This is a genomic window from Xylanimonas oleitrophica (genome assembly GCF_003244315.1).
GTDB lineage: Bacteria > Actinomycetota > Actinomycetes > Actinomycetales > Cellulomonadaceae > Xylanimonas_A > Xylanimonas_A oleitrophica.
On sequence record NZ_QKWH01000004.1, the window covers coordinates 37,067 to 62,712 of the forward strand.

Annotated in this window: 19 protein-coding genes; 5 read left to right on the forward strand and 14 right to left on the reverse strand. The window is 76.8% G+C overall.

Annotated features, from left to right (window positions below):
* Positions 1 to 60: 60 nt before the first annotated feature.
* On the forward strand, positions 61 to 465 hold the full coding sequence (locus DNL40_RS07405) for a nuclear transport factor 2 family protein (protein WP_111250618.1): 405 nt from the start codon (positions 61 to 63) through the stop codon (positions 463 to 465).
* A gap of 125 nt (positions 466 to 590) precedes the next feature.
* Here DNL40_RS07405 and DNL40_RS07410 read toward each other — a convergent pair whose 3' ends face one another.
* The 4 genes from DNL40_RS07410 to DNL40_RS07425 all read right to left on the reverse strand — a co-directional run bounded on the left by DNL40_RS07410 (position 591) and on the right by DNL40_RS07425 (position 4,476).
* On the reverse strand, positions 591 to 3,035 hold the full coding sequence (locus tag DNL40_RS07410) for a heavy metal translocating P-type ATPase (RefSeq protein WP_111250619.1): 2,445 nt from the start codon (positions 3,033 to 3,035) through the stop codon (positions 591 to 593).
* Positions 3,032 to 3,481: a heavy-metal-associated domain-containing protein gene (locus DNL40_RS07415; RefSeq protein ID WP_111250620.1), complete on the reverse strand. Its 450-nt coding sequence runs from the start codon at positions 3,479 to 3,481 to the stop codon at positions 3,032 to 3,034. Before DNL40_RS07415 ends, DNL40_RS07410 begins: the two co-directional genes overlap by 4 nt.
* A 34-nt stretch (positions 3,482 to 3,515) precedes the next feature.
* Positions 3,516 to 3,869, reverse strand: coding sequence for a metal-sensitive transcriptional regulator (locus tag DNL40_RS07420; RefSeq protein ID WP_111250621.1), 354 nt, complete (start codon positions 3,867 to 3,869; stop codon positions 3,516 to 3,518).
* A 70-nt stretch (positions 3,870 to 3,939) separates the two neighbouring features.
* Positions 3,940 to 4,476 carry an HU family DNA-binding protein gene (locus tag DNL40_RS07425; RefSeq protein WP_179950995.1) on the reverse strand — a complete coding sequence of 179 codons (537 nt, stop codon included), beginning with the start codon at positions 4,474 to 4,476 and terminating at the stop codon, positions 3,940 to 3,942.
* A gap of 253 nt (positions 4,477 to 4,729) precedes the next feature.
* Between DNL40_RS07425 and fdhA the strand changes: the two genes are divergently transcribed.
* On the forward strand, positions 4,730 to 5,953 hold the full coding sequence (fdhA, locus tag DNL40_RS07430; protein ID WP_111250623.1) for a formaldehyde dehydrogenase, glutathione-independent: 1,224 nt from the start codon (positions 4,730 to 4,732) through the stop codon (positions 5,951 to 5,953).
* A gap of 111 nt (positions 5,954 to 6,064) precedes the next feature.
* Here fdhA and hemL read toward each other — a convergent pair whose 3' ends face one another.
* The 6 genes from hemL to hemE form a co-directional block, all read right to left on the reverse strand.
* Complete coding sequence (gene hemL / locus DNL40_RS07435) at positions 6,065 to 7,453, reverse strand: glutamate-1-semialdehyde 2,1-aminomutase (protein ID WP_111250624.1); 1,389 nt, start codon at positions 7,451 to 7,453, stop codon at positions 6,065 to 6,067.
* Positions 7,450 to 8,538 (reverse strand): porphobilinogen synthase, encoded by a 1,089-nt coding sequence (hemB, locus tag DNL40_RS07440; protein ID WP_281268438.1) that lies wholly within the window; start codon positions 8,536 to 8,538, stop codon positions 7,450 to 7,452. Before hemB ends, hemL begins: the two co-directional genes overlap by 4 nt.
* Positions 8,535 to 9,470: a uroporphyrinogen-III synthase gene (locus tag DNL40_RS07445; RefSeq protein ID WP_111250625.1), complete on the reverse strand. Its 936-nt coding sequence runs from the start codon at positions 9,468 to 9,470 to the stop codon at positions 8,535 to 8,537. Before DNL40_RS07445 ends, hemB begins: the two co-directional genes overlap by 4 nt.
* The gene (gene hemC / locus DNL40_RS07450; RefSeq protein WP_111250626.1) at positions 9,467 to 10,501 is read right to left on the reverse strand and encodes a hydroxymethylbilane synthase; all 1,035 of its coding nucleotides are present in this window, start codon (positions 10,499 to 10,501) and stop codon (positions 9,467 to 9,469) included. The genes DNL40_RS07445 and hemC overlap by 4 nt, the downstream gene beginning before the upstream one ends.
* Before the next feature lie 78 nt (positions 10,502 to 10,579).
* Positions 10,580 to 12,094 carry a protoporphyrinogen/coproporphyrinogen oxidase gene (locus DNL40_RS07455; protein ID WP_111250837.1) on the reverse strand — a complete coding sequence of 505 codons (1,515 nt, stop codon included), beginning with the start codon at positions 12,092 to 12,094 and terminating at the stop codon, positions 10,580 to 10,582.
* An 11-nt stretch (positions 12,095 to 12,105) separates the two neighbouring features.
* On the reverse strand, positions 12,106 to 13,257 hold the full coding sequence (hemE, locus tag DNL40_RS07460) for a uroporphyrinogen decarboxylase (RefSeq protein ID WP_111250627.1): 1,152 nt from the start codon (positions 13,255 to 13,257) through the stop codon (positions 12,106 to 12,108).
* Between the two features lie 49 nt (positions 13,258 to 13,306).
* Here hemE and DNL40_RS07465 point away from each other — a divergent pair, with 49 nt between their 5' ends.
* A complete protein-coding gene (locus DNL40_RS07465; protein WP_111250628.1) occupies positions 13,307 to 14,797 on the forward strand; it encodes a glutamyl-tRNA reductase in 1,491 nt (496 codons plus the stop codon).
* 19 nt (positions 14,798 to 14,816) lie between these two features.
* On the opposite strand, the gene DNL40_RS07470 is transcribed toward DNL40_RS07465, so the two are convergent.
* A complete protein-coding gene (locus DNL40_RS07470) occupies positions 14,817 to 15,872 on the reverse strand; it encodes a DUF2804 domain-containing protein (RefSeq protein ID WP_111250629.1) in 1,056 nt (351 codons plus the stop codon).
* 29 nt (positions 15,873 to 15,901) lie between these two features.
* A complete protein-coding gene (locus DNL40_RS07475; RefSeq protein WP_245885747.1) occupies positions 15,902 to 17,446 on the reverse strand; it encodes a CoA transferase in 1,545 nt (514 codons plus the stop codon).
* A gap of 80 nt (positions 17,447 to 17,526) precedes the next feature.
* On the opposite strand from DNL40_RS07475, the gene DNL40_RS07480 reads away from it, so the two are divergent.
* Together DNL40_RS07480 and DNL40_RS07485 are read left to right on the forward strand one after the other, a co-directional pair.
* Entirely contained in the window at positions 17,527 to 18,363 is an 837-nt protein-coding gene (locus DNL40_RS07480; RefSeq protein ID WP_111250630.1) for a DUF5926 family protein, read from the forward strand.
* Positions 18,364 to 18,666: 303 nt separating this feature from the next.
* A complete protein-coding gene (locus DNL40_RS07485; RefSeq protein WP_111250631.1) occupies positions 18,667 to 19,464 on the forward strand; it encodes a glycosyltransferase family 2 protein in 798 nt (265 codons plus the stop codon).
* A 36-nt stretch (positions 19,465 to 19,500) separates the two neighbouring features.
* Here DNL40_RS07485 and DNL40_RS07490 read toward each other — a convergent pair whose 3' ends face one another.
* Both DNL40_RS07490 and DNL40_RS07495 read right to left on the reverse strand, forming a co-directional pair.
* Positions 19,501 to 24,198 (reverse strand): hypothetical protein, encoded by a 4,698-nt coding sequence (locus tag DNL40_RS07490; RefSeq protein WP_146252045.1) that lies wholly within the window; start codon positions 24,196 to 24,198, stop codon positions 19,501 to 19,503.
* Between the two features lie 166 nt (positions 24,199 to 24,364).
* Positions 24,365 to 25,597, reverse strand: a complete 1,233-nt coding sequence (locus tag DNL40_RS07495; protein ID WP_111250633.1) for a diacylglycerol/lipid kinase family protein — start codon at positions 25,595 to 25,597, stop codon at positions 24,365 to 24,367.
* Positions 25,598 to 25,646: the final 49 nt, after the last annotated feature.

Sequence of the window (25,646 nt, forward strand, 5' to 3'; positions counted from 1 at the left end):
GTTCTGTACTGACCACTACAGAACCGCGATCGCCATGCGCCGGCGACGAAGGAGACCCTGTTGAGCAGCACCGCAGAGATCACGAACCTCTTCCTCCAGCGGCTGGGAGCGCAGGACGCCGAGGGGATCGGCGAGCTGTTCGCCGAGGAGATCGACTGGCACGTGCACGGCGACCCCGAGCTGACCCCGTGGGTGGGCCCACGGTCGCGCAAGAGCGAGGTGCCCGGCTACTTCCGCACCCTGTGGGCGGCCCTGGTACCGGGCAGGAGCGTCGTCACGGTCGAGGCCGTGGTGGTCGACGGGGACGAGGCGGTGGTGTTCGCCGTGTTCGACCATGTCGCCGCCCCGACGGGTCGCCCGTTCCACACGGACGTCGCGCTGCGCCTGACCGTGACCGACGGCGCGATCACGCGCATGCACCTGTTCGAGGACACCGCCGCCGTGGCGGCCGCGTTCGCGGCGTGAGGGCCTCGCCCACTCCTGAACCCGCCGTCTGTGCCGTCTGTGCCGTCTGAACACTGTGGCGCCGCACTGCGGTCGCACCGTCGGGCGGTGCCGCCGGCTGCCCGGCCCGCCGCCCGGCCGGCGGGTCAGCCGGCGCGGCGCAGGCGCAGCGAGTTGCTCACCACGAGCACCGAGCTGGCCGCCATCGCCGCGCCGGCGATCATCGGGTTCAGCAGCCCGGCCGCCGCGAGGGGGATGGCCGCCACGTTGTACGCGAACGCCCAGAACAAGTTCTGCTTGATCACGCGCAGCGTGCCGCGAGAGAGGCGTACGGCGGTGGCCGCGGAGCGCAGGTCCCCGCGCACCAGCGTGATGTCGCCGGCCTCGATGGCGACGTCGGTGCCGGTGCCCATCGCCAGCCCGAGGTCGGCGGTGGCGAGGGCCGCGGCGTCGTTGACGCCGTCGCCCACCATCGCCACCACACGGCCCTCGCCCTGCAGCCGCGCGACGGCGGCGGCCTTCTCCTCCGGCCGCACCCGGGCGACGACGTCGGCCTGGTCGATGCCGACGGCGGCAGCGGCGGCGCGCGCCGCCCCCTCGCCGTCACCGGTGAGCAGCACCGGGCGCAGGCCGAGCTCGCGCAGCTCGGCGACGGCCTGGGCGGAGGTGGCCTTGACGGGGTCTCGCAGCACGAGCGTGGCCCGCGCGGTGCCGTCCCACGCCACCACCACGGTGGTGGCGCCGTCCCGCTCCGTCGTCTCGACGGCGGTGCGGACGTCGTCGGGCACACGCACGCCCTGCTCCTCGAGCCAGGTGAGCCGGCCGACGACGACGCGGCGGGCGTTGAGCGCGCCAGGGCCGTCGAGGCTCCCGGCGGCGGAGCCCGTGCCGAGGCCGGCGTGCGCGGCGCGCACCAGGCCCTCGACGCCGCCGCCCGGCGTGGAGACGAACTGGGACACCTCCAGCGCCCCGGCAGGGTCAGGACCAGGGGCGGCGGGGGAGGCGGCGTCGGCGACGGCGCGCGCGACCGGGTGCTCGCTCAGCGCCTCCACGGCGGCGGCCGCTCGCAGCGCCTCGTCGGCGTCCACGCCGGCGGTCGGCAGTACCCGCTCCAGGCGCATGCGGCCCTCGGTCACGGTGCCCGTCTTGTCGAGCACCACCGTGTCGATGCGGCGGGTGGACTCCAGGATCTCCGGGCCCTTGATGAGCACGCCGAGCTGGGCGCCGCGGCCGGTGCCCACGAGCAGGGCCGTGGGCGTGGCCAGGCCCAGGGCGCACGGGCAGGCGATGATCAGCACGGCGACCGCCGCGGTGAACGCGAGCTGCGCCCCCGCGCCGGCGACCAGCCACCCCACCAGCGTGGCCACGGCGATGGCGAAGGCGATCGGCACGAACACCGCCGAGATCCGGTCGGCGAGCCGCTGGACGGGTGCCTTGCCCGTCTGGGCCTGCGACACCAGCCGGCCGATCTGCGCCAGCGTGGTGTCGGCGCCCACGCGGGTGGCGCGCACCAGCAGGTGGCCGGACGTGTTGACGGTGGCGCCGGTGACGGCGTCTCCGGGTGTGACGTCCACGGGCACCGGCTCGCCGGTCAGCAGCGAGGTGTCCACCGCCGAGGCGCCCTCGACGACGACGCCGTCGGTGGCGACCTTCTCGCCCGGGCGCACCGTGAACAGGTCGCCCGAGCGCAGGGCGGTCACGGGCACGCGCTCGCTGGTGCGGGTGCCGCCCGGCCCCTCCGTGACGCGCTCGGCCTCCTTGGCGCCGAGCTCCAGGAGGGAGCGCAGCGCGTCGCCCGCGCGACGCTTGGACCGGTGCTCGGCGTAGCGCCCGGCGAGCAGGAACGTGGTGACGACGGCGGCCACCTCGAAGTAGATCTCCGGCATGCCCGCGTGGCCGCGCGAGGGCAGCAGCGAGACCTCCATGCGCATGCCCAGGTCGCCCGCGCCACCCAGCAGCAGGGCCCAGAGCGACCACAGGGTCGCGGCGACCACCCCGGTGGACACGAGCGTGTCCATCGTGGAGGAGCCGTGGCGTGCGGCCCGGGCGGCGGCGACGTGGAACGGCCAGGCGCCCCACGTGACCACCGGCAGGGCGAGTGCGGCCACGACCCACTGCCAGGCGGTGAACTGCCAGGCGGGCACCATCGACAGCACGAGCACCGGGACGGTCAGCACGGCCGAGACGCGCAGGCGGCGCAGCAGGTCCGTGCCCCGGTACTCGGTGTGGGCGTGACCCGCGTGGTGCTCACCCTCCGCGGTGTCGGACCCGGCGTCGGCGGACCCGTGCGCTGCCTCCGACTCCGGGTGGCGGGCGGACGCGGGGGCAAGAGAGCGGGAGCCGGTGACGTGCGCCGTGTACCCGGCGGAGCCGACGGCGGCGAGCAGCGCGTCGTCGTCGACCTCCTGCGTGAGCACCACGTGCGCGCTCTCCAGCGGCAGGTTCACGGTGGCGCTCACGCCGGGCAGCTTGTGCAGCTTGCGTTCCACGCGGGCCACGCACGACGCGCACGTCATGCCCTGGACGGCGAGGTCGACCTCGCGCAGCGGCTGCGCGACGGCGCCGGTGGCCGGCTCGGTGTCGGTGCTCATCGCAGCGGCACGATCGGCAGGCCGATCCCCAGCCCCTGGCGGCCCTGGCCGCCGCAGCCGCACGCGCACCCGCCGTGCCCGCCCTCGGGCGCGGTCGCCTCGGCGCCCTGCTGGTCGCCGCCAGCGGGGGAGGTGCCGCTGCCTGCCATCGGCAGCGGGGTGCGGGCCGCCTGGCGGGCTGGGGCCTGCTCGGTCATCTCGGCGGCCAGCGCGTCCTCCTGGACGGCGAGCTCGGCGACGTCGTAGCCCGCCTCGTCGATCGCGGCACGCAGGGCGGCCTCGGCGAGCGGCTGGTCGGACACCACGCGGACGGAGGAGGTCTGCCCGGCGTGCAGCTCCACGGTGACGTCCTGGACGCCGGGCACGCCCTTGAGCTCGCTGGTCACCGCGGAGACGCAGTGGCCGCAGGTCATGCCGGTGACGGAGAGGTGGGTCAGGGTGGTCATGGCTTCGTCCCTCGTTCGAGCGGGTGGTGGGTGGTCAGCTGCGCACGAGGCGGCCGATGGCCTCGGCGGCCTCGCGCACCTTGGCGGCGCCGTCCTCGGGCGACTGGCGTGCGGCGTCGACGACGCAGTGCCCCAGGTGGTCCTCGACGAGCGCGAGGGAGACCGACTGCAGCGCCTTGGTCACGGCGGAGACCTGCGTGAGGACGTCGATGCAGTAGACGTCCTCGTCGATCATCCGTGCGATGCCCCTGACCTGCCCCTCGATGCGCCGCATGCGCTTGAGGTACGCCTCCTTGTCGGAGGCGTAACCGTGCGGGCCGTCGTGGTGGTGCTCGTGCTCGTACCCGACGGCGTCGGCAGGGGTCGTGGGGGAGGGGGCGTCGCTCATACCCTCACCATACCCCCGGGGGGTACCTCGTCAAGCGGGTGTGACCCACGGAACGGCTCGACGTCCCGCGCTAGCCCTTCCGGTCGCTCACCTTGGCCGCCACCTTCTTGGCCGTCTTCTTCGCCTTGCCCTTGGACACGCCGGCCTTCCGGGCGGCCTTCTCGACGTCCTTCTTCAGCGTCTTGACGGAGACGCCGTCCTGGCGCTCCCTCGCACCGCCGTCGACGGTGCCGTCCGCCTCGGGCGCCGTCGTCCCGTCCGCGGCGTCGACCCGCCCACGACGCCGCACCGACGCGGTGCGCTGCACGACAGCAGGCACCTCGGGCGCATCGCCGGCAGCCACCGAGGCCCGGAACGCCGCACCCGCACGGAACCGGGGCACGGTGCCCGCAGGGACGTCCACGGCGGCCCCCGTGCGCGGGTTGCGTGCCGTGCGCCCGGGCCGCGTGGCGCTCTCGAACGACCCGAAGCCCGTCAGCGCCACCCGCTCACCGGCGGCGACGCTGGCCACGATCGTGTGCAGCACGGCCTCCACGTGCCGGCGCGCCTCGGCGGTGCTGACCCCCGTCTTGGCGGCGACGGACTCGACGAGCTCGGACTTGTTCACGGCAACCTCCGTCCTGGCCGGGACGGTCCCGGCACGGTGCCCCTTCCCCCATGCAACCAGCGGGCGGCTCCGGTGTCGCCGGGAGCGCACCTGTGCCTACCGTGGGTGCGCAGGACCATCCGCGTCGACGACGGCGCACCCCCTGCCGGTCCGTGCTCCCCCGGGGCCACCGCGACCGTCCGCCGCGGGGCGCCGTCACCCTCCCGCGGCGGGCCCCCGCCGTCGGGCACGAGCACGAGGAAGGGAGCACGCCATGCCCACGAACAGGGCCGTCAGCTACCAGGGACCCGGCAAGGTCGAGGTGGTCGACATCGACTACCCGACGTTCGAGCTCAAGGACGGTCCCGGGGTCCACCCCGACAACGTGGGGCGCAAGGTGCCGCACGGCGTCATCCTCAAGACCGTCTCGACGAACATCTGCGGCTCCGACCAGCACATGGTGCGCGGCCGCACCACCGCCCCCGAGGGCCTGGTGCTGGGGCACGAGATCACCGGTGAGGTGGTCGAGACCGGGCCGGACGTCGAGTTCGTGAAGGTGGGCGACATCGTGTCCGTGCCGTTCAACATCGCCTGCGGCCGCTGCCGCAACTGCAAGGAGCAGCAGACCGGCATCTGCCTCAACGTGAACCCCGAGCGGCCCGGCTCGGCCTACGGGTACGTCGACATGGGCGGCTGGGTGGGCGGCCAGGCCGAGTACGTGCTGGTGCCGTACGCCGACTTCAACTGCCTGGTGTTCCCGGACAGGGACCAGGCGCTGGAGAAGATCCTCGACCTGACCATGCTCTCGGACATCTTCCCCACCGGCTTCCACGGTGCGGTGACCGCCGGGGTGGGCGTGGGCTCCACCGTGTACGTGGCCGGTGCCGGCCCGGTGGGGCTGGCCGCCGCCGTGGGCGCCCAGCTGCTCGGGGCCGCCGTCGTCATCGTGGGTGACCTCAACGAGGGGCGGCTGGCGCAGGCGCGCTCGTTCGGCTGCGAGACCGTCGACGTCTCCGCCGGGCCTGTCGAGGACCAGATCGCGCAGATCCTGGGCGTGCCGGAGGTGGACTGCGGCGTGGACGCCGTCGGGTTCGAGGCGCGCGGGCACGGCAAGGACTCGGCGCAGGAAGCGCCGGCGACCGTGCTCAACAGCCTCATGGCCGTGACGAGGGCCGGCGGCGGGCTGGGCATCCCCGGCCTCTACGTCACCGGTGACCCGGGTGCCCCCACCGAGGACGCCAAGGAGGGCTCCCTCTCGCTGCGGCTCGGCCTCGGCTGGGCCAAGTCGCTGTCCTTCGCCACGGGCCAGTGCCCGGTGATGAAGTACAACCGGGCCCTCATGCAGGCGATCCTGCACGACAAGGTGCAGATCGCGAAGGCCGTCAACGCCAAGGCCATCCCGCTGGACCAGGCCCCGCAGGGGTACCACGAGTTCGACGAGGGCGCGGCGACCAAGTACGTGCTCGACCCGAACGGCTACCTGGGCACCGCCGCCTGACGCGCCCCCGGGGCCGAGGGACGAGGAGGGCGCGGCTGCGGGTCCCGCAGCCGCGCCCTCCGTCGCGCTCGCCGGGCGCCCGGCACCCGGCACCCGGCACCCGGCCCACGGTCAGGCTGTGGCTGCCGCCGCCGCCCGCGCCCCGGCGGGGAGCGCCTCGACGATGCGCGCGAGGGCCTCGTCGTCGTGCGCGGCGGAGACGAACCACGCCTCGAACACCGACGGCGGCAGGTTGACGCCCGCCTCCAGCATGGCGTGGAAGAACGCCCGGTACCGGAACGTCTCCTGCGCCTGGGCCTGCGCGTAGTCGCGCACGCCCGAGGCGGCGGCGAACGGCCCGAAGAACACGCTGAACAGCGACCCGGCCCGCTGCACGGTGTGCTGGACGCCCTCGGCGTCCAGGGCGTGCCCGACGGCGGTGGCCAGGGTGTCGGCGACGGCGTCCACGTGGGCGTACACCGACTCGTCCGCCAGCCGCAGCGTCGCCAGGCCGGAGGCGACGGCCACCGGGTTCCCGGACAGCGTGCCGGCCTGGTAGACGGGGCCGCTCGGCGCGAGCTGGTCCATGATCGCGGCCGGGCCGCCCAGCGCGGCGACGGGCATGCCGCCGCCCACCACCTTGCCGAACGTGAACAGGTCGGGGGTGTAGCCCTCGCCGCCCTCGGCACGGACCTGCTCGTTCTCGAGCCCCCACCACCCGGACGGGCCCACGCGGAACCCGGTGAGCACCTCGTCCAGGATCAGCAGGGCGCCGTGCTCGCGGGTGATGCGGCGCAGGCCCTCGTTGAAGCCGGGCTGCGGGGGCACCACGCCCATGTTGGCGGGGGAGGCCTCGACGATGACGGCGGCGATCTGCGTGCCGCGCTCGGTGAAGGCCTGCTCCACGGCGGCGAGGTCGTTGTAGGGCAGCACGAGCGTCTCGGCGGCGGACGCCTCGGTCACCCCGGCCGTGCCGGGCATGGCGAGCGTGGCGACGCCGGAGCCGGCCTCGGCCAGCAGCGCATCCACGTGCCCGTGGTAGTTGCCGGCGAACTTGACGATCACGGACCGGCCGGTGACCCCGCGCGCCAGGCGGATCGCCGTCATGGTGGCCTCGGTGCCGGTGGAGACAAGGCGCACCCGCTCGGCGGCCGGAACCCGCCGTCGGATCTCCTCCGCCAGCTCCACCTCGGCCACCGTGGGCGCACCGAAGCTCAGGCCGCGCGCGGCGGCCTCCTGCACGGCCGCGACCACCTCGGGGTGCGCGTGACCCAGCAGCGCCGGCCCCCACGAGCACACCAGGTCCACGTACTCGCGCCCCGCGACGTCGTACACGTACGGGCCCGCCGCCCGGGCCAGGAACCGCGGGTCCCCGCCCACCGAGCCGTAGGCGCGCACGGGCGAGTTCACGCCGCCCGGGATCGCCGCCTGGGCGCGGACGAACGCGCTGTGGTTGTCCGCGGGCACCTCGGCCGCCACCTGGGCGGCGTCCACCGTGCCGAAACCTGCCGTGTCCGTCATGCTCCCTGCTTCTCCTTCGTGGTCTCGCCGGCGGCCCCGGGGGCGCCCTCGGTGGCCTGCGCGGCGGGCGCGGCGACGTCGGCCGCCAGCCAGCCGGCGATCTCCAGCGCCCAGTACGTCAGGATGACGTCGGCTCCCGCGCGCCTGATGCCCAGCACGCTCTCCAGCACGGACGCCTTGCGGTCGATCCAGCCGTTCGCGGCGGCCGCCTCGATCATCGCGTACTCGCCGCTCACCTGGTAGGCGGCCACGGGCACGTCGGAGCGGTCGGCCACGCCGCGCAGCACGTCGAGGTAGGAGCCGGCGGGCTTGACCATGACCATGTCGGCGCCCTCGGCGAGGTCCAGGTCGGCCTCGCGCAGGCCCTCGCGTCCGTTGGCGGCGTCCATCTGGTAGGTGCGGCGGTCGCCCTGGAGCGTGCTGTCCACGGCCTCCCGGAACGGGCCGTAGAAGGGGCTGGCGTACTTCGCGCTGTAGGCGAGCACGCTCACGCCGGTGAACCCGGCGTCGTCGAGCGCGTCCCGGATGACGGCGACCTGGCCGTCCATCATGCCGCTGGGGGAGACCACCTCGACGCCTGCCCTGGCCTGGGCCACGGCCATGGCGGCGTAGCGCTCCAGCGTGGCGTCGTTGTCCACCTCGCCCTCGGCGGTCAGCACGCCGCAGTGGCCGTGGTCGGTGAACTCGTCCAGGCAGGTGTCGGCCATGACCACCGGGCCGGGGCGGCCCGTGGCGTGCTCCACCGTGGCGATCGCCTCGCGGGCGATGCGGATGGCGCGCTGCAGCACGCCGTCGGGGGCCTCGGCCTGGGAGCCGACGGCGTCACGCACGGCGGGGATGCCGAACAGCATGACGCCACCGAGGCCGGCGTGCGCCGCGGCGGTGACCGCGTCGCGCAGCGAGGACTCGGTGTGCTGCACCTGGCCCGGCATGGAGGCGATGGGCAGGGGGGCGTCGATGCCCTCCTTGAGGAACAACGGCAGCACCAGGTCGGCCGCGTGCAGCCTGTTCTCGGCGACCAGGCGCCGCATGCGCGGCGTCGCCCGCAGGCGGCGGGGCCGGTAGACGATCCCTGACGTGCTCACTCGTGGTCCTCCTTCGTGGTGGTGCCAGAACCAGCGTGGGGCACGGCCCGCGCTCGTCCTGACAGGGCGCTGCCGACGGCGTCGGCGAGCGCGGAGTCGGTGGGTGCGGCGGCGACGGCGGCCACGGGCAGGCCCGCCTCGCGCGCGGCGTCGGCCGAGGGGCGGCCGATGGTGACGAGGGCGGGCGCGCCCGGGCGGCCGAACGCCCCGGCGAGCTGGCGCGCCACCTCGCGGGCCACCGAGCCGGCGGTGACGACGACGGCGGCCAGGTCGCCGTCGTGCGCGCGCCGCACGACGTCGGTGGGCAGGGTCGCGGGCACGGTGCGGTAGGCGACCACGGTGCGCGGTGACCAGCCGCGGGCGGCCAGCCCGTCGGCGAGGACGGGGCGGGCCAGGTCGCCGAGCGGCAGCAGCAGCGACCGCCCTGAGCCAGGACCGGCGCCAGGACCGACGCCGGGCACAGCCCGCGCGACACCTCGCGCCGGTTCCGGCGCGGGCGGGAACGCGGCGACCAGGCCCTCGGCCGTGCGCTCGGCGGGCACCAGCCCCACCGTGACGCCCGCGGCCTCGAGCGCCCGCCGGGTCGCGTGCCCGACAGCGGCCCACCGCACCGGCGCCTCGGCGAGCACGACGCCGGCGCGGTCCGCCGCCTGCCGCAGCGGTGCCACCGCGTTGACGCTCGTCACCACCACCCAGGCGTGCTCCCCGGCCGCGAGACCGCGCACCGCGGCCTCCAGGGCCGCAGCGTCGGGCGCGGGCGCCGTGGCCGTCACCGGGGCGACCACCACCTCCGCCCCACGCTCACGCAGCAGAGCGGCCAGCCCGGCAGCCCGCGCAGGGTCGCGCGCCACCAGCACGGTGCGCCCCGCCAGCGAGCCCGTGCGAGGAGCCCCGGGCGCGGTGCCCGGAGCGGCGGCGAGAGGGTCGCTCACGCGCCGGCGCCCTCGGAGTCCTGGCCGGGAGCGCCCGACGGCGTCGGGTCGGTCGGGGCGGGGGCCGGGCGGCGCGCCGACGCGGTCAGGGGTGCCAGGCGGTCGGCACCGTCGTCGAGCAGCGCCTCGGCCACCCGCACGCCGAGCCCGCGGGCCGCTGCGTCGTCGTCGGCCGCGACCTGGCTCAGCGGCACCGACGAGCGGTGCACCAGCCGCTCCGTGCCGTCGGTGCGGGCCACGACCGCGCCCAGCACGAGCGCGCCGTCCTCGAGCCGCGCATGGGTGCCCACCGGGGCGGCGCAGCCGGCCTCCAGACGCGCCAGCACCGCACGCTCCGCCAGCACCGCCAGGCGGGTGGGCCGGTGGTCGAGCGCGGCGAACGCGGCAGCGAGCGGGCCGCCCTCGGCCACGTCCTGCGAACGTGCCTCCACGGCCAGCGCACCCTGCCCCGGGGCAGGCGCGACCAGCACCGGCTCGAGCACCTGCGAGACGGCGTCGGTACGGCCCAGCCGGGCCAGGCCCGCGTACGCCAGCACGACGGCGTCGAGATCGGCCTCCGGGCCGAGAGCGCGCTTGAGCCGCGTGTCGACGTTGCCGCGGATGTCGACCACGTCGAGGTCCGGCCGGGCCACGCGCAGCTGCGCGGCACGGCGCGGCGAGCCGGTGCCCACCTTCGCGCCCCGCGGCAGCGAGTCCAGCGTCAGGCCGTCACGCGCGCACAGGGCGTCGCGCGGGTCCTCCCGCTCCGGGGTCACGATGGTCAGGCCCTCGACGCCCGCGGTCGGCAGGTCCTTCAGCGAGTGGACGGCGACGTCGCACCGGCCGTCCAGCAACGCCTCCCGCAGCGCCGTGACGAAGACGCCCGTGCCGCCCAGGCTCGCCAGCGAGCCCGTCTTCACGTCGCCCTCGGTCCGGATGTGCACGAGCTCGACCGGCCGGCCCGTCAGCTCCTCGAGCCGGCGGGCCACCATGCCCGACTGCGTGGTGGCGAGCGCGCTGCCGCGCGTGCCGAGACGGAGGGGGGTGCTCATCGAGGTCACCCGTCCAGTCTCTCGCGTGCTGCCGGGGCAGGGGCAACCGGGCGGCGGGTTGGGACCGACCTCACACCCCTACAGGTCGGCCACCGCCGTCTGCGCGTGCCCCACGATCGACGCGAGCCCCGTGCCGGCCACCCAGCCGCCCACCACCGTGAGCCCCGGCGTGCTGCCGATGGCGTCGGTGAACGTGGCCAGCCGGGCGCGGTAGGCGGGCGTGGGCGGCGGCAGGGAGCCGTCCCAGCGCTGCAGCAGGTGGTCGCGCACCCGGCCCGCGAGGTCCACACCCAGCAGCACCGACGCGTCGTGTGCGGCCTGGTCGACGTCCGGGTCCGCGGAGCCGTCGCCGAGCCGCCCGTAGCTCAGGCGCACCACGTGCACGCCCGGCCCCGCTGCCGCGCGCACGCGGTCCGCGAGCCAGGGCCACTTGGCGGTCGCGTGCGTGAACGCCTTGGCGCGCACGCCCCGGCCGGGTCCCGTCCCGTCGGAGCCCGGTGCGTCGGGGGCGATGAGCATCCCCGTGCCGCGCGGGGCGGCGTCGAGCTCGGGAGCGTCGAGCAGCAGCGTGACGAGCGCGATCGGCGCGCCCGCCTCCGGCTCGGGGGCGGCCACGCCGCCGGCCCACGGGGAGAGCAGCGGGCCGAGAGCGGGCGTCGCCGCCACGAGCCGCGGGGCACGCACCACCGTGCCGGCCGCCGTCGTGACCCGCCAGCGGCCCTCGGCGTCCCGCTCCACCGCCACCACCGGCTGCCCGGTCCGTACTCCGGCGTGCACCAGGTCCGAGCCGTCGGCGTCGTCGGCGGGGCTGTCGGCCCACGCCTCGGCCTCCGCGTTCAGCTCGCCCACGATCGCCTCCACCAGCGCGTGGATGCCGCCGTCGATGCCGCGCACCGCCGACCCCGCCGGGGCGCTGCGCCGTTGCGAGGCCACCGCCCGGGTCAGGGACCCCTCGCGGCGGAACGCCTCCACCAGGCCGGGGGCCACGGCGTCGACGTCGAGCTTGTCGAGCGTGGCGGAGTGCACGCCCGCGGCCACGAGCGTCACCAGCCGGTCGGCGACCCGGTTCCCGAGGCGGGAGCGCACCAGCGCCCCGAGGGACGACGTGTCGGCGAACCGGACCGGCAGCCGCCGGTCGAGCGTGGCCCGCAGCACCCCGGGCCAGCCGATCGCCCGGCGCACGTCCGGCGCCCACGGGATCGACGGGATGCCGAGGATGCCGGCCCGGGGCAGGGGGAACGTGCGCCCGGCGGCGTACCCCCACGCCTGCGCGGCCGCGGGAGACACCACCGTCAGGCCCAGCGCCCTGGCCAGCGCGGTGACCGCCTCCCCGCGGGCGGCGTACGACTCGACCCCCAGGTCCATCGGCACGGACGGCAGCGACGCGAACGATCCGCCGCGCACCGGGCCGCCCGGGGCGGTGTCCGCCTCCAGCACCACCGTGCGCAGCCCCCGCCGCGCGAGCGTGCGCGCCGCGGTGAGCCCGGCGATGCCGCCGCCCACCACGACGGCGTCGACGTCCTCCGGAGCCTGGTGCCCACCCCCCGAGGGGCCGGCCGGTGCGGGCACGGGAGCGGCGCCGTCGGCGCTCACGTGACCGGTGCTCACAGCGAGTGCACCAGCTCGACGACGCGGGTCAGCACGGCCGGGTCGGTCTCCGGCGGCACCCCGTGGCCCAGGTTCACCACGTGGCCCGGCGCACCGGAGCCACGGGCGACGACGTCGCGCACGTGCGCCTCCAGCACCTCCCACGGCGCCCCCAGGAGCGCCGGGTCGATGTTGCCCTGCACGCCCACGCCCGGGCCGACGGCGGTGATCGCCTCGTCGAGCGGCGTGCGGTAGTCCACCCCCACCGTGCGGTCGGTGACGCCGGCGTCCGTGAGCACGTCCCGCATCGCGCCGAGCAGGTGGCCCGTGCCCGTGCCGAAGTGGATGCCCGGCACCCCCGCACCGTCCGGCGTGCGCAGGTCCGCCACGTGCGCCAGCGCGCGCGTCGACGACGGCGCCACCCGGGCCGTGTAGTCCGCCAGGGAGAGCGAGCCCGCCCACGAGTCGAACAGCTGCACCGCCGAGGCGCCCGCCAGCACCTGCGTGCGCAGGAACCGGCCCGTGAGCTCTGCCGTCCAGGCCGTCAGCCGGTCCCACGTCTGCGGGTCGGCGTGCATGAGGGTGCGGGCCGCCAGGTGGTCGCGGGACGGACGGCCCTCCACCAGGTACGCGGCCAGCGTGAACGGCGCCCCGCCGAACCCGATGAGCGGCGTGACGTGACCGCTGCCGTCCTGCTCGGCGAGCTCCGTCAGTCCCGCGACCGTCAGCGCCACCGCCTCGGCGATCGGCTCCAGCGCCTCGTCCGTCAGCTCCCGCTCCGTCAGGCGCGCCACGTCGTCCCGCGTGCGGTAAGGCTGGTCCATCACCGGACCCACTCCCGGCCTGATGTCGACGTCGACACCGGCCAGGCGCAGCGGCACCACGATGTCCGAGAAGAAGATCGCGGCGTCCACCCCGTGCCGGCGCACCGGCTGCAACGTGATCTCGGCGGCCAGCGGCGGGCGCAGGCACGAGTCCAGCATCGCGACGCCCTCGCGCACCTGCCGGTACTCCGGCAGCGAGCGGCCCGCCTGGCGCATGAACCACACCGGCAGCCGGTCGGACCGATCCCCCCGCAGCGCTCTGACCAGGGGAGACGGTGCCGTGCGGCCGTCGACGAGCGGGTGGTCGGCAGGCAGCGGCGCGGACGGCACAGTGGGAGAGGTCACGGGCAGAGATTCTGCCTCGCCCGCGGATGCCGCATAAAGTCGGGGAACTGTGGTACTGCTCTCCCTCACCGCCAGCCACCGCGAGCTGGACCTCGACGCGCTCGAGCGCCTGTCCACCGGATCTGCCTCGGTGGGCCGCGCCGTCGTCCGCGCGTGCGACCCGGTGCAGGGCGCCGTCATCATCTCCACCTGCAACCGCTTCGAGCTCTACCTCGACGTGGAGGCCCCGCTCCACGCCCCCGCGCTGCAGCACGCCACCCGCCACGTGGCCGAGCTCGTCGCCGAGTCCTCCGGCGTCACCCCCGAGACGGCCGCCGAGTCGTTCACGGTGCGCACCGCCTCCGAGGTGACCGAGCACCTGTTCGCCGTCGCCTCCGGCCTCGACTCCATGGTGGTGGGGGAGCGGGAGATCTCCGGACAGGTCAAGCGCGCCCTCGAGGTGGCCCGCGAGGAGCAGACCACGTCCAAGACCCTCGAGCTGCTGTTCCAGACGGCCTCACGCACCTCCAAGCGGGTCGGCGCCCACACCGAGCTCGGCTCCACCGGCCGCTCCCTCGTCAAGCTCGGCCTCGACCTCGCCGGCGAGGTGCTGCCCCCGTGGCAGGGCGTGCGCACCGTGCTCATCGGCACCGGCTCGTACGCCGGCGCCACCGTGGCCGCCCTGCGCAACCGCGGGTCGGACGACGTCCGCGTGTACTCCCAGTCCGGCCGCGCCGAGATCTTCGCCGGCTCGCACGACGTCGTCGCCCTGCCGAACGACGCCGAGGCGCTCGTCGAGGCGCTCGCCGAGGCCGACCTCGTCGTCTCCGTCTCGGGCGCTCGCGGCCGCCGCACGGTCGCGTCCCTCACGGCGTCGGGCGAGCTCTCCGGCGCGGTGCCGCAGCCCGCGCAGGATGCTGCGGGCGCCGGCCCCGAGAGCGGGGAGCGCGGCGCCGAGGCGAGCCTCGAGTACGTGCTCGACGCCGCCGCCGTGGCCCGGGCGCGCCGGCGCGCCGCCGTCCGCTCGGGCGACGAGGCCGAGGGCCGCCCCCTGGTGGTGCTGGACCTGGCGCTGCACCGCGACGTCGACCCGCGCGTGGCCGACGTCGAGGGCGTGCTGCTCTACGACCTGCAGGCCCTCAAGGCGCACGCCCCCGCCACGGCCCGCGCCGTCGTCGAGCACGCGCAGCAGATCGTGGACGAGGCCGCCCGGGAGTTCGCCGAGCACCAGGTGGGCCGGGAGGCCGACGCCGCCGTCGTCGCGCTGCTCGACGAGGCGGAGAAGCAGGCGCAGGCCGAGATCGACGAGGCGGTGGCGCAGCTGCGCGCCGAGCTCGCCGCCCGCGGTGAGGTGGACGCCCTGGGGCGCCCCGCCGAGCCGGACGAGGACGACGTCGAGGCCGTCGCCCGCCAGGTGCGCCGCCGCGTCCACGCCGGGTTGCACGACAGGATCGTGGCGGCCCGGGCAGAGGCCGTCGCCCGGGCGCGCGCCGCCGAGCGTGCGGTGGCCGACGGCGCCGAGGCCGTGGCCGACGCCGCGTGCGCCTCCCGCACCCGCTGACCACCCTGCCCGCGAGGCGTCACCAGCGGGCCTTCATCTCCTCCAGCACGCCCGGAGCCCCGTCGACCTTCCGCTCCCGCCCGCCCGCGGTGAGCGTGCCGCTGTAGCGCCCGAAGATCTGCACGTAGTCCATCGCCACCACGCCGTAGCTCAGCCCCACCGTCTTGAGCCCGTCCGGCGTGAAGACGACGTCGAGCCGTCCGTCGCGCGAGCGCACGGTCCAGGGGTGGTCGAGGTCGTCGCGGGCGGCCAGCGCGCCGGGTGCGTCGGTCCAGCGGCGCCCGCCAGGCGTGAAGACGACGTCGCTCAGCGGCTCGCACGCCTGCGGCGACCAGAGACCCGACTCCTCCTCCTGCCCCGGCAGTCCCGGCCGCACCGCGAAGTTCGCCCCGCACAGCGCACCGTCGTCGTCGGTGTCGTGGAACGCGAACGTGCCCCACGTCCACCCGGTGCGGTAGGTGAGGGCCGAGCGGTGCTCGTCCAGGATCGCGGCGTCGCGCGCCGGGTCGAAGACGACGTCGCGGTCGCCCACCCGCAGCGTCCCGGAGACCGGGTAGGTCGCCTTCGTCGTGTACAGGGTGCCGCCCGGCAGGCGGCTGCTCACCGCGAGGTCAGGGGCCGCGGCGCGGGCGTCGAGCGTCAGCTCCCCGCGCACCGCCGGGGCGTCGTCGTGGGCCGCCACGTCGATGACGATCTTGTGCGCCCCGCCCGCGCGGTCGAACCGGTACTCCAGCCCGAACCCGCCCCGCCGGAACGGCACCCGCGCCTGGAAGAGGTCCGTCGGCAGCCGCAGCGTGCCACGCCGCGCACCCGCCTGGTACTCGTGCCGCACGCCCGTGGCCCGCTCGGCCACGTACAGCTCCGCGCTGGCCAGGTAGCCGGCGTCCTGCAGGATCATCGAGCCCGCCCAGTCCGGATGGACGAGCGTCCAGCCCACCCACTGCTTGAGGCGCATCCGGCGCAGCCCGGACGGCACGAGGCTCCGCCGGCGGAGCGGGTCCACGGTGGCGGGGCGACGAGGGAACCGGCCGAACCGGAGTGCCCCCTGCCCGTCGACGACGTCGTCGAGGTTCATGCCCGCACCGTAACCCGGTGGCGGCGGTGCTACCGGGGCAGCCAGGCGGCGTGGTCGGTGCCCCACGGGTGCGCCGGCGCCGGGTAGTCGGCGAACCCGGGCAGGGCGGGGCGCGCCGTCGTCACGCGCGGTCCGTGCCCGTGGCTCACCACCGCTCCGGGCGGCAGCCCTGCGGGCGCCGGGTGCTGGGGGTCGCGGCCTGCCTCGTGGACCCGGCGGGGCCCGCCGACGGCGCCGGGCGTCGGGTCCAGGAGCCAGGCCGCGGTGCGCGCCAGTGCGACGGACACCTCCCGTCCCAGGCCGTCGCCCTGCCTGGCCACGAGCGCGTCCACCACCCCCGCCGCCAGGAGGTAGCCCGAGGCGTGGTCGAGCGCCTGCGCGGGGAGCGCGCCGGGCCGGGCGGTCTCCCTGGCCTCGCCACCCAGCGACTCGACGATCGCGATGCCGGACGCGGCCTGCACGATCGAGTCGAACCCGCGCCGCCCCGCCCACGGTCCCGTCTCGCCCCAGGCGCTGACCCGCGCGTGCACCGCTCCCGGCGGCGCCACCAGCCCCAGCCGCTCGACGGCGCCCGGCCGGTACCCGGTGACCAGCACGTCCGCCTCGTCCAGGAGCGCCTGCGCACGCTCGCGATCACCGGGGTCCCGCAGGTCCAGCAGCGCCGTGCGCTTGCCCTGCCCGGTGTCGAGGTGCTGCCAGCGGATCTCGGCGGGCACGGGCGGGTCCACGCGCAGCACGTCCGCCCCGAGCAGGGCCAGGGTGCGGGTGGCCACCGGTCCGGCGACGACGCGGGTCAGGTCCAGGACGCGCACGCCTGCCAGCGGCAGCGGGCCGCCCGCCAGGGAGAGCGTGCGGTGCACGGCCGGACCGGCCTCCTCGCGCGGGCGGGACCGCACCAGGGGTCCCGACGCCGCAGCCCGTCCCGGCGCGGACGCGGCCCACTCGTCCTCGGTGCGCACGCGGACGACGACGGCGCCCGCCGCGGTGGCGGCGTCCTCGACGTCCTGGGCACGCCGGTCGCCGAGCGCGGCGGCGAGCTCCGCGGCACCCGCCGCGCCCGGGACCCCCAGCGTCTCGACGAGCCGACGCCGGTGGTGGGGGTAGTTCGCGTGGGTGCGCACCCATCCGTCGGCCGTGCGGAAGAACCCCGACAGCTCGGCGAACCCGTCGACGGGGTGCCCGTCGAGCCGCAGCAGCCGGTCGGAGCAGAACGCGGCGGCGACCGCCCCCAGGTCGGCCGGGTCCTCGACCAGGGGGCCCGTGGCCCCGGCGCGGGCGGCCGCGCGGCACACCGCCTGGACGGAGCCCAGGGCGAGCGCCGCGACCGGCAGGGTCGCCGCCAGCCAGGGCTGGCCGTCGTCGGGAGGCTCGGGGGTGCCGCCCGGTGCCGGGCGCGGGGGCCCGCCGCCGGGCGCCCCGGCCGGGGGTTCGGCCGTGCGCTCGGTCGTCGGCGCGCCCGCCGGCTCGGCTGGCGGCTCCGCTGATGGCGCGAGGCCGCCCGGGCGGTCGCCGGTGACGCCGGTGCCCGCCTCGTAGTCGGCCACCAGCGCGCTGGCCAGGCGACGAGCCTCCACGCCACGACCGTAGGCGTGCGGGGCCGCCGTCGCACCACCGCCGCCACGGGCGGCGACCGCCGGCCGATAGGATCGCCCGCATGGCCAAGAGCTCTGCGACCGACTTCGTGCTGCGTCCCTTCGAGGGCCTCCCCGGCGAGCCCGACTGGGTGGCGATGCGCGAGATCGTGCCCTCCGCCACCGCGACCGTGCGCACCACGGCCGAGCACGGCGGCCGCGACGTGCTGGTCGTGACGATCCTGCCGGGCGGCTTCGCCGGCATGCACCGCCCCGACGGCACCGTGCTGCTCGCGGTCCAGGGCGTGCTCAGCACCGGTGACCTGTCGCGCGACCTGGCGTCCGTGCTGCTGGAGACGCTCGACGCCGAGCCGGGCACCGCCGTCCCCGCCCCGGCCACGCCGTCGGACGGCCCGCGCCTCCAGGAGGTGCTCGACCTGTCGGTGCCGTTCGAGGTCACCGTCCACGACGGCTACGACTACTGGGTGGACGCGTCGGCCGAGCGCACGGACGACGTCAACGAGTCGCTGGCCGAGGCGGCGGAGGCCACCATCCCCACCGTGCGCCTGACGTCGGTGGAGCACGCGTACTGGTGCCAGATGAGCCGCGAGTTCCTGCGCTGGGCCCGCCCCGAGCCGGAGGACCAGGTGGTCGACGCGATCGCCCGCCTGCACGCCCGGCGCGAGTCGGCGCTGCAGCTGCCCGGTGGCGAGGGCCGGTTCCTGGGGATGTTCCGCGCCAGCGGCCTCGTGGTCCCGGTGTGGGAGCTGCCGGCCGGCACGGAGGCGTCCGACGTCGAGCAGCCGGCGGTACAGCTCGCGGAGCGCCTGGACGCGGCGCTCGCCGTGGACGCGCCGCTGGACGCGAACGAGCGCCGGGCGCGCGCGGGCATCGTCTCGCGCCAGGTCACCCTGCGCTGACGCTCCCGGGGCGGCGCGAGCGGTCGCTTGCGCCGCCCCCGCAAGTGCTCTCTCGCGTCCGTCGCGCGATCTCCACGTCGTCTGACCTGCGCGAACACCCTCCGGATGAGGCTTCTGCTACCGAGGGAGTAGCATTCTGCGGGTAAGTCTTTGCACTCCCCGGGTCACTCCGGGGGCTTCCCTCGACGCGCAGGCAGGACACGTGTGAACGCCGACCAGGTGCGGGGCCGGACGAGCCCCGACGTGGTGACGACCGGTACCGACGGGCGCGCTGCCCGCAGACCTTCTCCCGCACAGGAGGACATGCCTGTCGCGAAGACGCCCCGCCCGGCCAAGGGGCGCGGCAGCCGCGACCTGCAGCGTGTCGCCGTGGTCATCCCGGCCAAGGACGAGCAGGAGCGCATCGCAGCGACGGTGCGCTCGGCGCGCGCCATCCCGCACGTCGACCTGGTGCTCGTGGTGGACGACGGGTCGGAGGACGACACGCAGCACGTGGCCCGCGACGCCGGCGCCGTCGTGGTGCGCCACTCGCACAACCGTGGCAAGGCCGCCGCGATGGAGACCGGTGCGGCCGTGGTGGCGATGCGTGACGCTCCGGGCCGCCCGCCCCGCCTGCTGCTGTTCATCGACGGCGACCTGGGCGACACGGCCGTGAACACCGCCCCGCTCGTCGCCCCGGTGCGCGAGGGGGTGGCGGACCTGGCGATCGCCCTCCTGCCCCCGCAGCCCGGGGCCGGAGGCCGCGGCATCGTCGTCGGCGCCGCCCGCCGCGCCATCCACGCCCTGACCGGGTGGACCCCTACCCAGCCGCTGAGCGGCATGCGCTGCCTGACCCGCGAGGCCTTCGAGGCGGCGACACCGCTCGCCCGCGGGTGGGGCGTCGAGACCGGCATGACCATCGACCTGCTGCGCAAGGGCTACGTGGCCGTCGAGGTGCCGTGCGACCTCAAGCACCGGGCGTCGTCGAACGACCTCAAGGGGCAGATGCACCGGGCCGCCCAGTACCGGGACGTGATGGTGGCGGTCAACGCACGCCGGGTGCGCGGGGCGTTCGACGCCGTGCGCGGCGTGCGCTCGGAGTCGCCGCAGATCCGCTCCTGACCTGTCGGCCCGCACACCGCCGTGCGGGCCGCCAGGTCAGCCCCGCCGCGCGGGTGGTGCGGGCCGGTCGGCCGACTGGAGCGCCACCAGGGTCAGCAGCGGTACCGCGGGGATGAGCGCGATCATCGCGATCCGCACCCCGAAGTCGTTGACGAGCGAGCCGAGCACGGCCATCGCCCAGATGGCGAGCACGGCCGGACGCAGCAGCGGCCAGCGCTCCTCGGCGCGCACGAACCACGATGGCGTGAACCGGGCGCGCACGCTCGCGGGCCCGATGAGCGGGACGGCGGCGAGCACCAGCACCAGCAGGGTGACCCACACGGGCACCCCGCCCAGCACCGACCGCAGGGCGTAACCGGCCTTGCGGGCGAGGATGCCCCAGGCCTCGCCGTCGACGACCTGCTCCACGAACCGGCCGAGGTGCGATCGCTCGGCGGGGGGACGGAGCCAGTCGAGCACCCCGACGGCGGCGACGGCGGCGACGCCCGCGGCGGCCACGAGCACGAACCGCTGCAGGGTGACGCGCGCGCCGGAGGCCACGAGCCCGACGACGACGAACGCGGGCACCAGGACGAGCCCGCCGCCGAGGTCCGCGCCCAGGGTGGGCCACACGTCGATCACCAGCGCGACCACCCCGATGACGCCGACGGCGACGGCGGCCAGCACCCGGCGCCCTCGCTGGACGAGAAGCTGGGCGACGGCGGCGGCGAAGATCAGCCCGGCGACGGCGTAGACGGAGAACGTGGGGTTGCCGAACCCGTAGAACCGGGCGCCGAACGTGGGCGCGGAGCCCAGCGGCGAGGCACGGTTGAGCGGGGTGCCGGCGAGGGCGTCGAGCGTCAGCGCACCGAACGTGATCCCGGCGACGACGCCTGCGGCGGCCCACGTGGGACGCCGTGGGGCGAGGGCGGCGAGCCCGGCCACGATCAGGGTGGTGATCCCGGTGGCCACCCACAGGGCCACCGTGGCGCCCTCGAACCGCCACCAGCCGCCGAGGGAACCGAGGAACGCTCCGGCGGGCAGGGCGCTGAGCAGCAGCGCCGCGGTCTCGGCGGCACGCCAGGCGCGGGGGCCGACGCGGGTGCGCACGCGCGGCAGCCGGGCGGCGACGAGGCAGAGGGCGGCGAGACCGAGGCCGGCGTACAGCGGCACGTCGACGAGCCACGTGTAGACGGAGCGGCGCACGTGGTCGCGGGTGGTGAGGTCGGCGAGCTCGTCGGCGGTGGCGGCGGAACCGGCCGGCCGCACGGCGGCCCGCACGAGCGGGGTGTCCTCGAGGGTGGTGGGCACGGCGACGCCCGCGGCGTCCAGCAGGGTGGCCGGGACGTCCTGGAGGCGCACCACGCCCTCGGTGCGGGTGGCGGCGCTGGAGAGGAACCGAGGGCGGTCCTCCTGGTCGGCCGGGGGTCGCACGAGGGCGACGCCGAGCGCGGCGCGGCTGCCGGGGAGGTTGGCGACGTCGACGACGAGCACGGTGGCGTCCGACGGCACGGCGTCGAGCACACGGCCCACGGTGGCGTCGACGGCGGCGACGCCCTCGGCGGTGGTCTCGGCGTCGCGGGTGGAACCGGCGTCGACCACGGTGACGGGGCAGCGGAACGCGTCGGACCCGGGGGCCACGGCCTGCTCGAGGGTGCGGTAGCGGGTCACCTGCCCGTCGGTGCCGGCGAGCGCGACGGCGGCGCCGGGGCCGACGGCGGTGGTGCAGGTGCCGGCGGTGGCGAGGGCCGTGCCGAGGCGTCCGAGCCGCGCCTCGTAGGTGGAGCCGCGCTGCAGCGCGGCGAGCTCGTCCCAGCCGGCGACGGCGGCGGTGCCGTCGCGCTCGCCCGCGGTGACGACGTCGAGCTCGGGGCAGTCCCAGGCGCCGGTGGCGTTGCGCTCGCGGGCCACCTCGGCGAGCTGCCCGGCCGACAGCGCCAACCACCCGCCCTGCTCGCAGCGGGCGGCGGCGCCGGTGGTCATGGAGACGCCGGCGGCGTCCGCGCCGTCGGCCAGGAGGCGGGAGAGGTGGGGGGCGGTGGAGGTGGCGGGCCGCACGTGCGTCCAGCGCATGCCGGTGGTGCCGACGACGACGAGCGGCTGGTCCTGGCTGCCGACGGCGGCGTCGGCGGTGGCGCTGCCGAGGGCGGTGGTCTGCCCACCGGCGGTGCCCGTGCCCGACGACGGCGGGACGATCCCGGTGGCGAGCAGGAAGACGAGCAGCATGCCGCCGCCGACCGCGGCGATCGTGGTGGGGGTGCGGCGCACGGCGGGGGCGGCGGCGTCGGCCGGGGCGCCGGGCCGGCGGCGGGGCACGGTCCACGTGCCGGCACCCGTGCCGAGCACGGCGGCGCCGAGGACGAGCACGACCAGGGCGACGACGACGCCGCTGTCGTTGAGCACGGACCCGACGCCGGCCACGACCACGAGCGAGACGACGGTGGTGCGCAGCAGGGCGTGCTCGCGGTACGCGCGGGCCAGCCAGGCGAGGCGGCCCCACGGGCGGCGGCCCGGCGCGAGCACCGCCCACGCGACGACGAGGACGAGCACGGTGCCGAGCGCGCCGCCCGGGTTGGCGACGGTGGCCCACGCGCCGGCCGCCTTGGCCACGACGAGGGAGACGGCGTCGCCGTCGGCCATGCGCTGCACGAACCGGCCCAGGTGGCCGCCGGGGCCCGGCAGCAGCCAGGCGGAGAGCGCGACCGCGACGACGACGGCGACGGTGCTGGCCGCGGCGACGAGCACGTGCCGGGCGCTGGGGCGGCGACCGGCGACCGCCAGGAGGAGCACGACGAACGCGGGCACGAGGGTGACGATGCCGCCGGCGTCGGCACCGAGGGCCGGCAGCCCGTCGACCAGCACCGTGACCACGCCGACCACGGCGACGGCGGCGACGGCGGCACGGCGGCGGCCGGCGGCCTGGAGCGCGGCGGCCAGGGCGGCGGCCAGCACCAGGGACGCGACCGCGTACACGGCGAACACGGTGTTGCCGAACCCGTAGAAGCGGGCGCCGAGAGCGAGGGAGGGGCCCAGCGGGGAGCCCTCCTGCAGGGTGGTGCCGGTGAGGCCGTCCGCGGTGAGCACCACCCACGTGAGGGCGGAGACGGCCAGCGGGAGGCGCCACACGGTAGGCGTGGCGGCCGTGGTGCTGCCGCCCTCATCGCCGGCGACGGTGTCCGTGGCACGCCGCCCGGGAGGCAGCAGGCGGCCCAGCGGCCGGTCCAGCGCCCACGCGGCGATTGCGAGGACGACGGCGGGAACCACCGTGGCGAGCGCGAGCACCGCGCCGGGGGCGGGGGAGGACCACCACCGGGAGATGGTGGCCAAGGGGGCGGCGGCCGGCAGCATCGCGGCGACCGTCAGCACCGCCGTCCCGAGGCGCCGTCCGGAGGCGGTGCGACCGCGCAGCACCAGCGGGAGGCACAGCAGCGTCGCGGCGCCGAGGGTGCCGAGCAGCGCGTACGTCACGGGCGGCACGGTCTCGGTCAGGGTCTCCAGGTACCGGCGGTTCTCGATGGTGCCGGCCGTGTCGAGACGACGGGGCTCGCCGCGCTCGAGGGGCTTGCCGTCGAAGCTCGTGATGTCGACGCCCACGGCGGCCGCCAGCGTCGCCGACAGGTCGTTGGTGCCGACCACTCCCTCGCGCCGGGTCGCGGCGGAGGACAACCAGGTGGGGCCGGCCTCCGAGCCGCGCGTGCGGTCCACGGCGACCTGACCGGGCCCGCGCGGGCCGAGGGGGGTGTCGGCCACGCCGGAGACGATCAGGCGGCCGCCGTCGGGCAGGGCGCGGTACAGGTGGCCGACGGCGGCGTCCAGCTCCGCCAGGGCCTCGGCCCGCTCGGCGGCCGGGTCCGGCAGGGTGCCCAGGTCCACCACGGTGACCGGGCACGCGGTGAGGCGCTCGCCCAGGTCGCGGGCGGCGTCGCCCGGGGAGGAGCGCAGCGGCAGCACGGTGGGCGCGTACCGGTCGACGGAGCCGTCGGAGCGGGCGAGCGCGACGGCTGCGCCGCGCCCCACCGCCGTCGCGCACACGCCGACCTCGGCGAGGGCGTCGCCGAGGGTGCCGGGGTGCCCGTAGCTGCCCGTGGCGTCGGGCTGGGGGGCCACGAGCTCGTCCCAGCCGAGCACCCGGGCGGGGCCGGTGCTGTCGGTGGGGTCGGCGGTGGCCGGGTCCACGGCGGAGACGGACGGCTCGGGGCGGCAGCGCAGCACCGGCGCGGAGGGGGGCTCCTCGCCCTCGGTGAGCACGTCAGGGGCGGGCGTGGTGCCGCCGCTGGTGACCCGGTTGCCCGCGGAGAGGGTGAGCCACGCGTCGACCGGGCAGGTGGGCGACAACGTCCGCACCGAGATCGAGGCGGCGTCCCCGCCGGCCACCAGGTTCCACAGGTGGGGCGTGCGGGAGCGGTCGACGTCGGACCACTCCAGGCCCGCCACCCCCGCGACGACCAGCGGGCGCTCCGGCGTCGCGGCGCGCACGGCCGGGCCGGCGTCCTGCGCGCGCAGCGCCGCCGGTGAGGGCGCTCCGGACGGCGCGCCCGTGGCCTGGGCGGGAGCCGGGGTCGGTGCCGGGGCATCGGTCGCCGAGGCGGCCGTCGCCGCGGCCGCCGTCGCACCGGAGGGCACCCCCGCGAGAGCCAGCAGCGGGGCGAGCAGCGTGGCCAGCAGCAGGGTGGCGAGCAGGGCCGGGGCGGTACGGCGCGGGCCCCGGGGCGCGGGTCGGGACGCCGCGGCGGCGGGACGGGCGCGGAGGATCACGCCCGCCAGCCTATGCGGGGCCCGTGCCGTGCCGGCGCCGGGCGCCCGGCCCTGCGGCACACGTCCCGACGCCGCCCCCTGAACCGTCGCAGCACCTTCACCGGAGCGCGCCGCGGGCCAGGCATGGGCCCGCGCGAGCGGAGCGTCGCGGCCGGGTCGGCGCGGCTCAGACGGCGCGGACCAGCAGCGCGCCCGGCTCCACCCATGCCTCCATCTCGACCACACGGCCCATCGGGTCGCCGTCGACCTGCGCCTGCTCGCCGCCCTCCACGCGGATCCGGGCCCGGCGGGCGCGCGCGTGGTCGATGCGGCCGATCTTGCCCGGCAGCTCGTTGCGCATCCCCACGCCCTGCAGCACCACCTCGCCCATGAGCTGCGCCCAGCCCACCACGCCGCCGCGGGTGTCGATCGCGGCGACGTCGAGCTCTCCGTCGTCGATCACGGCGTCCGGGAGCAGGGTGACCCCGCCCGGCAGGCGGCCGCAGTTGCCCACCATGACGGTGCGCAGGCGGTGCGTCGTGGGCTCGGCGTCGTCGAGCTGCACCTGGGCGCGCAGGCGGCGGCCGTGCAGGTGCCGCACCCCGGAGACGAAGTAGGCCAGCCAGCCCACGCGGCGCTTGAGGTCGTCGTCCGTGTCGGCCACCATCGCGGCGTCGAACCCGAGGCCGGCGATGACCAGGAAGATCTCCTTCTCCCCGGCCGAGTCCTCGACCGTGCCCGGGACGGGGGCGTCCTCGTCGCCCGGCCGCACGGGCGGCTCGCCCTCGGTGGGCGGGCCGGGCAGCTCCTCGGCGCGGCCCGCCTCCTGGCGGGGGAAGTCGTGCCGGGACTCGACCTGCCGGGCGCGGGGCTCCTCCTCGGGGGCGTGCTCGAGGATGCGGGCCCACCCGACGTCGATGCGCCGGTCGCGGCCGCCCAGCACCACGGCCATCGCCTCGGCCACGCTGGTGACCGGGATGTCGAGGTTGCGGGCCAGCAGGTTGCCCGTGCCGGCCGGCAGCAGGCCCATCGGCACGTCCGACCCGACCATCGCGGAGGCCACCGCGCGCACCGTGCCGTCCCCGCCAGCGGCCACCACCAGGTCGGCGCCCGCGGCGAGCGCCTCGCGCGCCTGCCCCACGCCCGGGTCCTCCACCGTGGTCTCGTAGAACCGCGGCGGCGGCAGCGCCGCCTGCCGGCACACGCGCCGCACCGTGTCGACGAGCTGCTCGACCCCCTCCTTGGACGGGTTGATGACGACGGCGATCTGCTCGCCCGTCGGCACCTCCGTCTCCTCCTCGGCCTCCGGGGGCGCCGGGACGCCCGCCTGCCGGGCCCTCTGCCACTGCGCCAGGGTGAGCGCGAGCGCGGCACCGGCCATCACGACGGCGGCGATCGCCAACCACAGCTCCCAGGACATGGCTGGCACGCTAGACGGCACCCGGCCTCGACGCTCGCTGGGCGCGCAC

What these genes read in the sequence shown, in the direction of transcription:
- DNL40_RS07410 (WP_111250619.1), bottom strand. Translation starts at nt 3,035, where the DNA reads ATGAGCACCGACACCGAGCCGGCCACCGGCGCCGTCGCGCAGCCGCTG.
- DNL40_RS07415 (WP_111250620.1), bottom strand. Translation starts at nt 3,481, where the DNA reads ATGACCACCCTGACCCACCTCTCCGTCACCGGCATGACCTGCGGCCAC.
- DNL40_RS07420 (WP_111250621.1), bottom strand. Translation starts at nt 3,869, where the DNA reads ATGAGCGACGCCCCCTCCCCCACGACCCCTGCCGACGCCGTCGGGTAC.
- fdhA (WP_111250623.1), top strand. Translation starts at nt 4,730, where the DNA reads ATGCCCACGAACAGGGCCGTCAGCTACCAGGGACCCGGCAAGGTCGAG.
- hemL (WP_111250624.1), bottom strand. Translation starts at nt 7,453, where the DNA reads ATGACGGACACGGCAGGTTTCGGCACGGTGGACGCCGCCCAGGTGGCG.
- hemC (WP_111250626.1), bottom strand. Translation starts at nt 10,501, where the DNA reads ATGAGCACCCCCCTCCGTCTCGGCACGCGCGGCAGCGCGCTCGCCACC.
- DNL40_RS07470 (WP_111250629.1), bottom strand. Translation starts at nt 15,872, where the DNA reads ATGAACCTCGACGACGTCGTCGACGGGCAGGGGGCACTCCGGTTCGGC.
- DNL40_RS07480 (WP_111250630.1), top strand. Translation starts at nt 17,527, where the DNA reads ATGGCCAAGAGCTCTGCGACCGACTTCGTGCTGCGTCCCTTCGAGGGC.
- DNL40_RS07485 (WP_111250631.1), top strand. Translation starts at nt 18,667, where the DNA reads ATGCCTGTCGCGAAGACGCCCCGCCCGGCCAAGGGGCGCGGCAGCCGC.
- DNL40_RS07495 (WP_111250633.1), bottom strand. Translation starts at nt 25,597, where the DNA reads ATGTCCTGGGAGCTGTGGTTGGCGATCGCCGCCGTCGTGATGGCCGGT.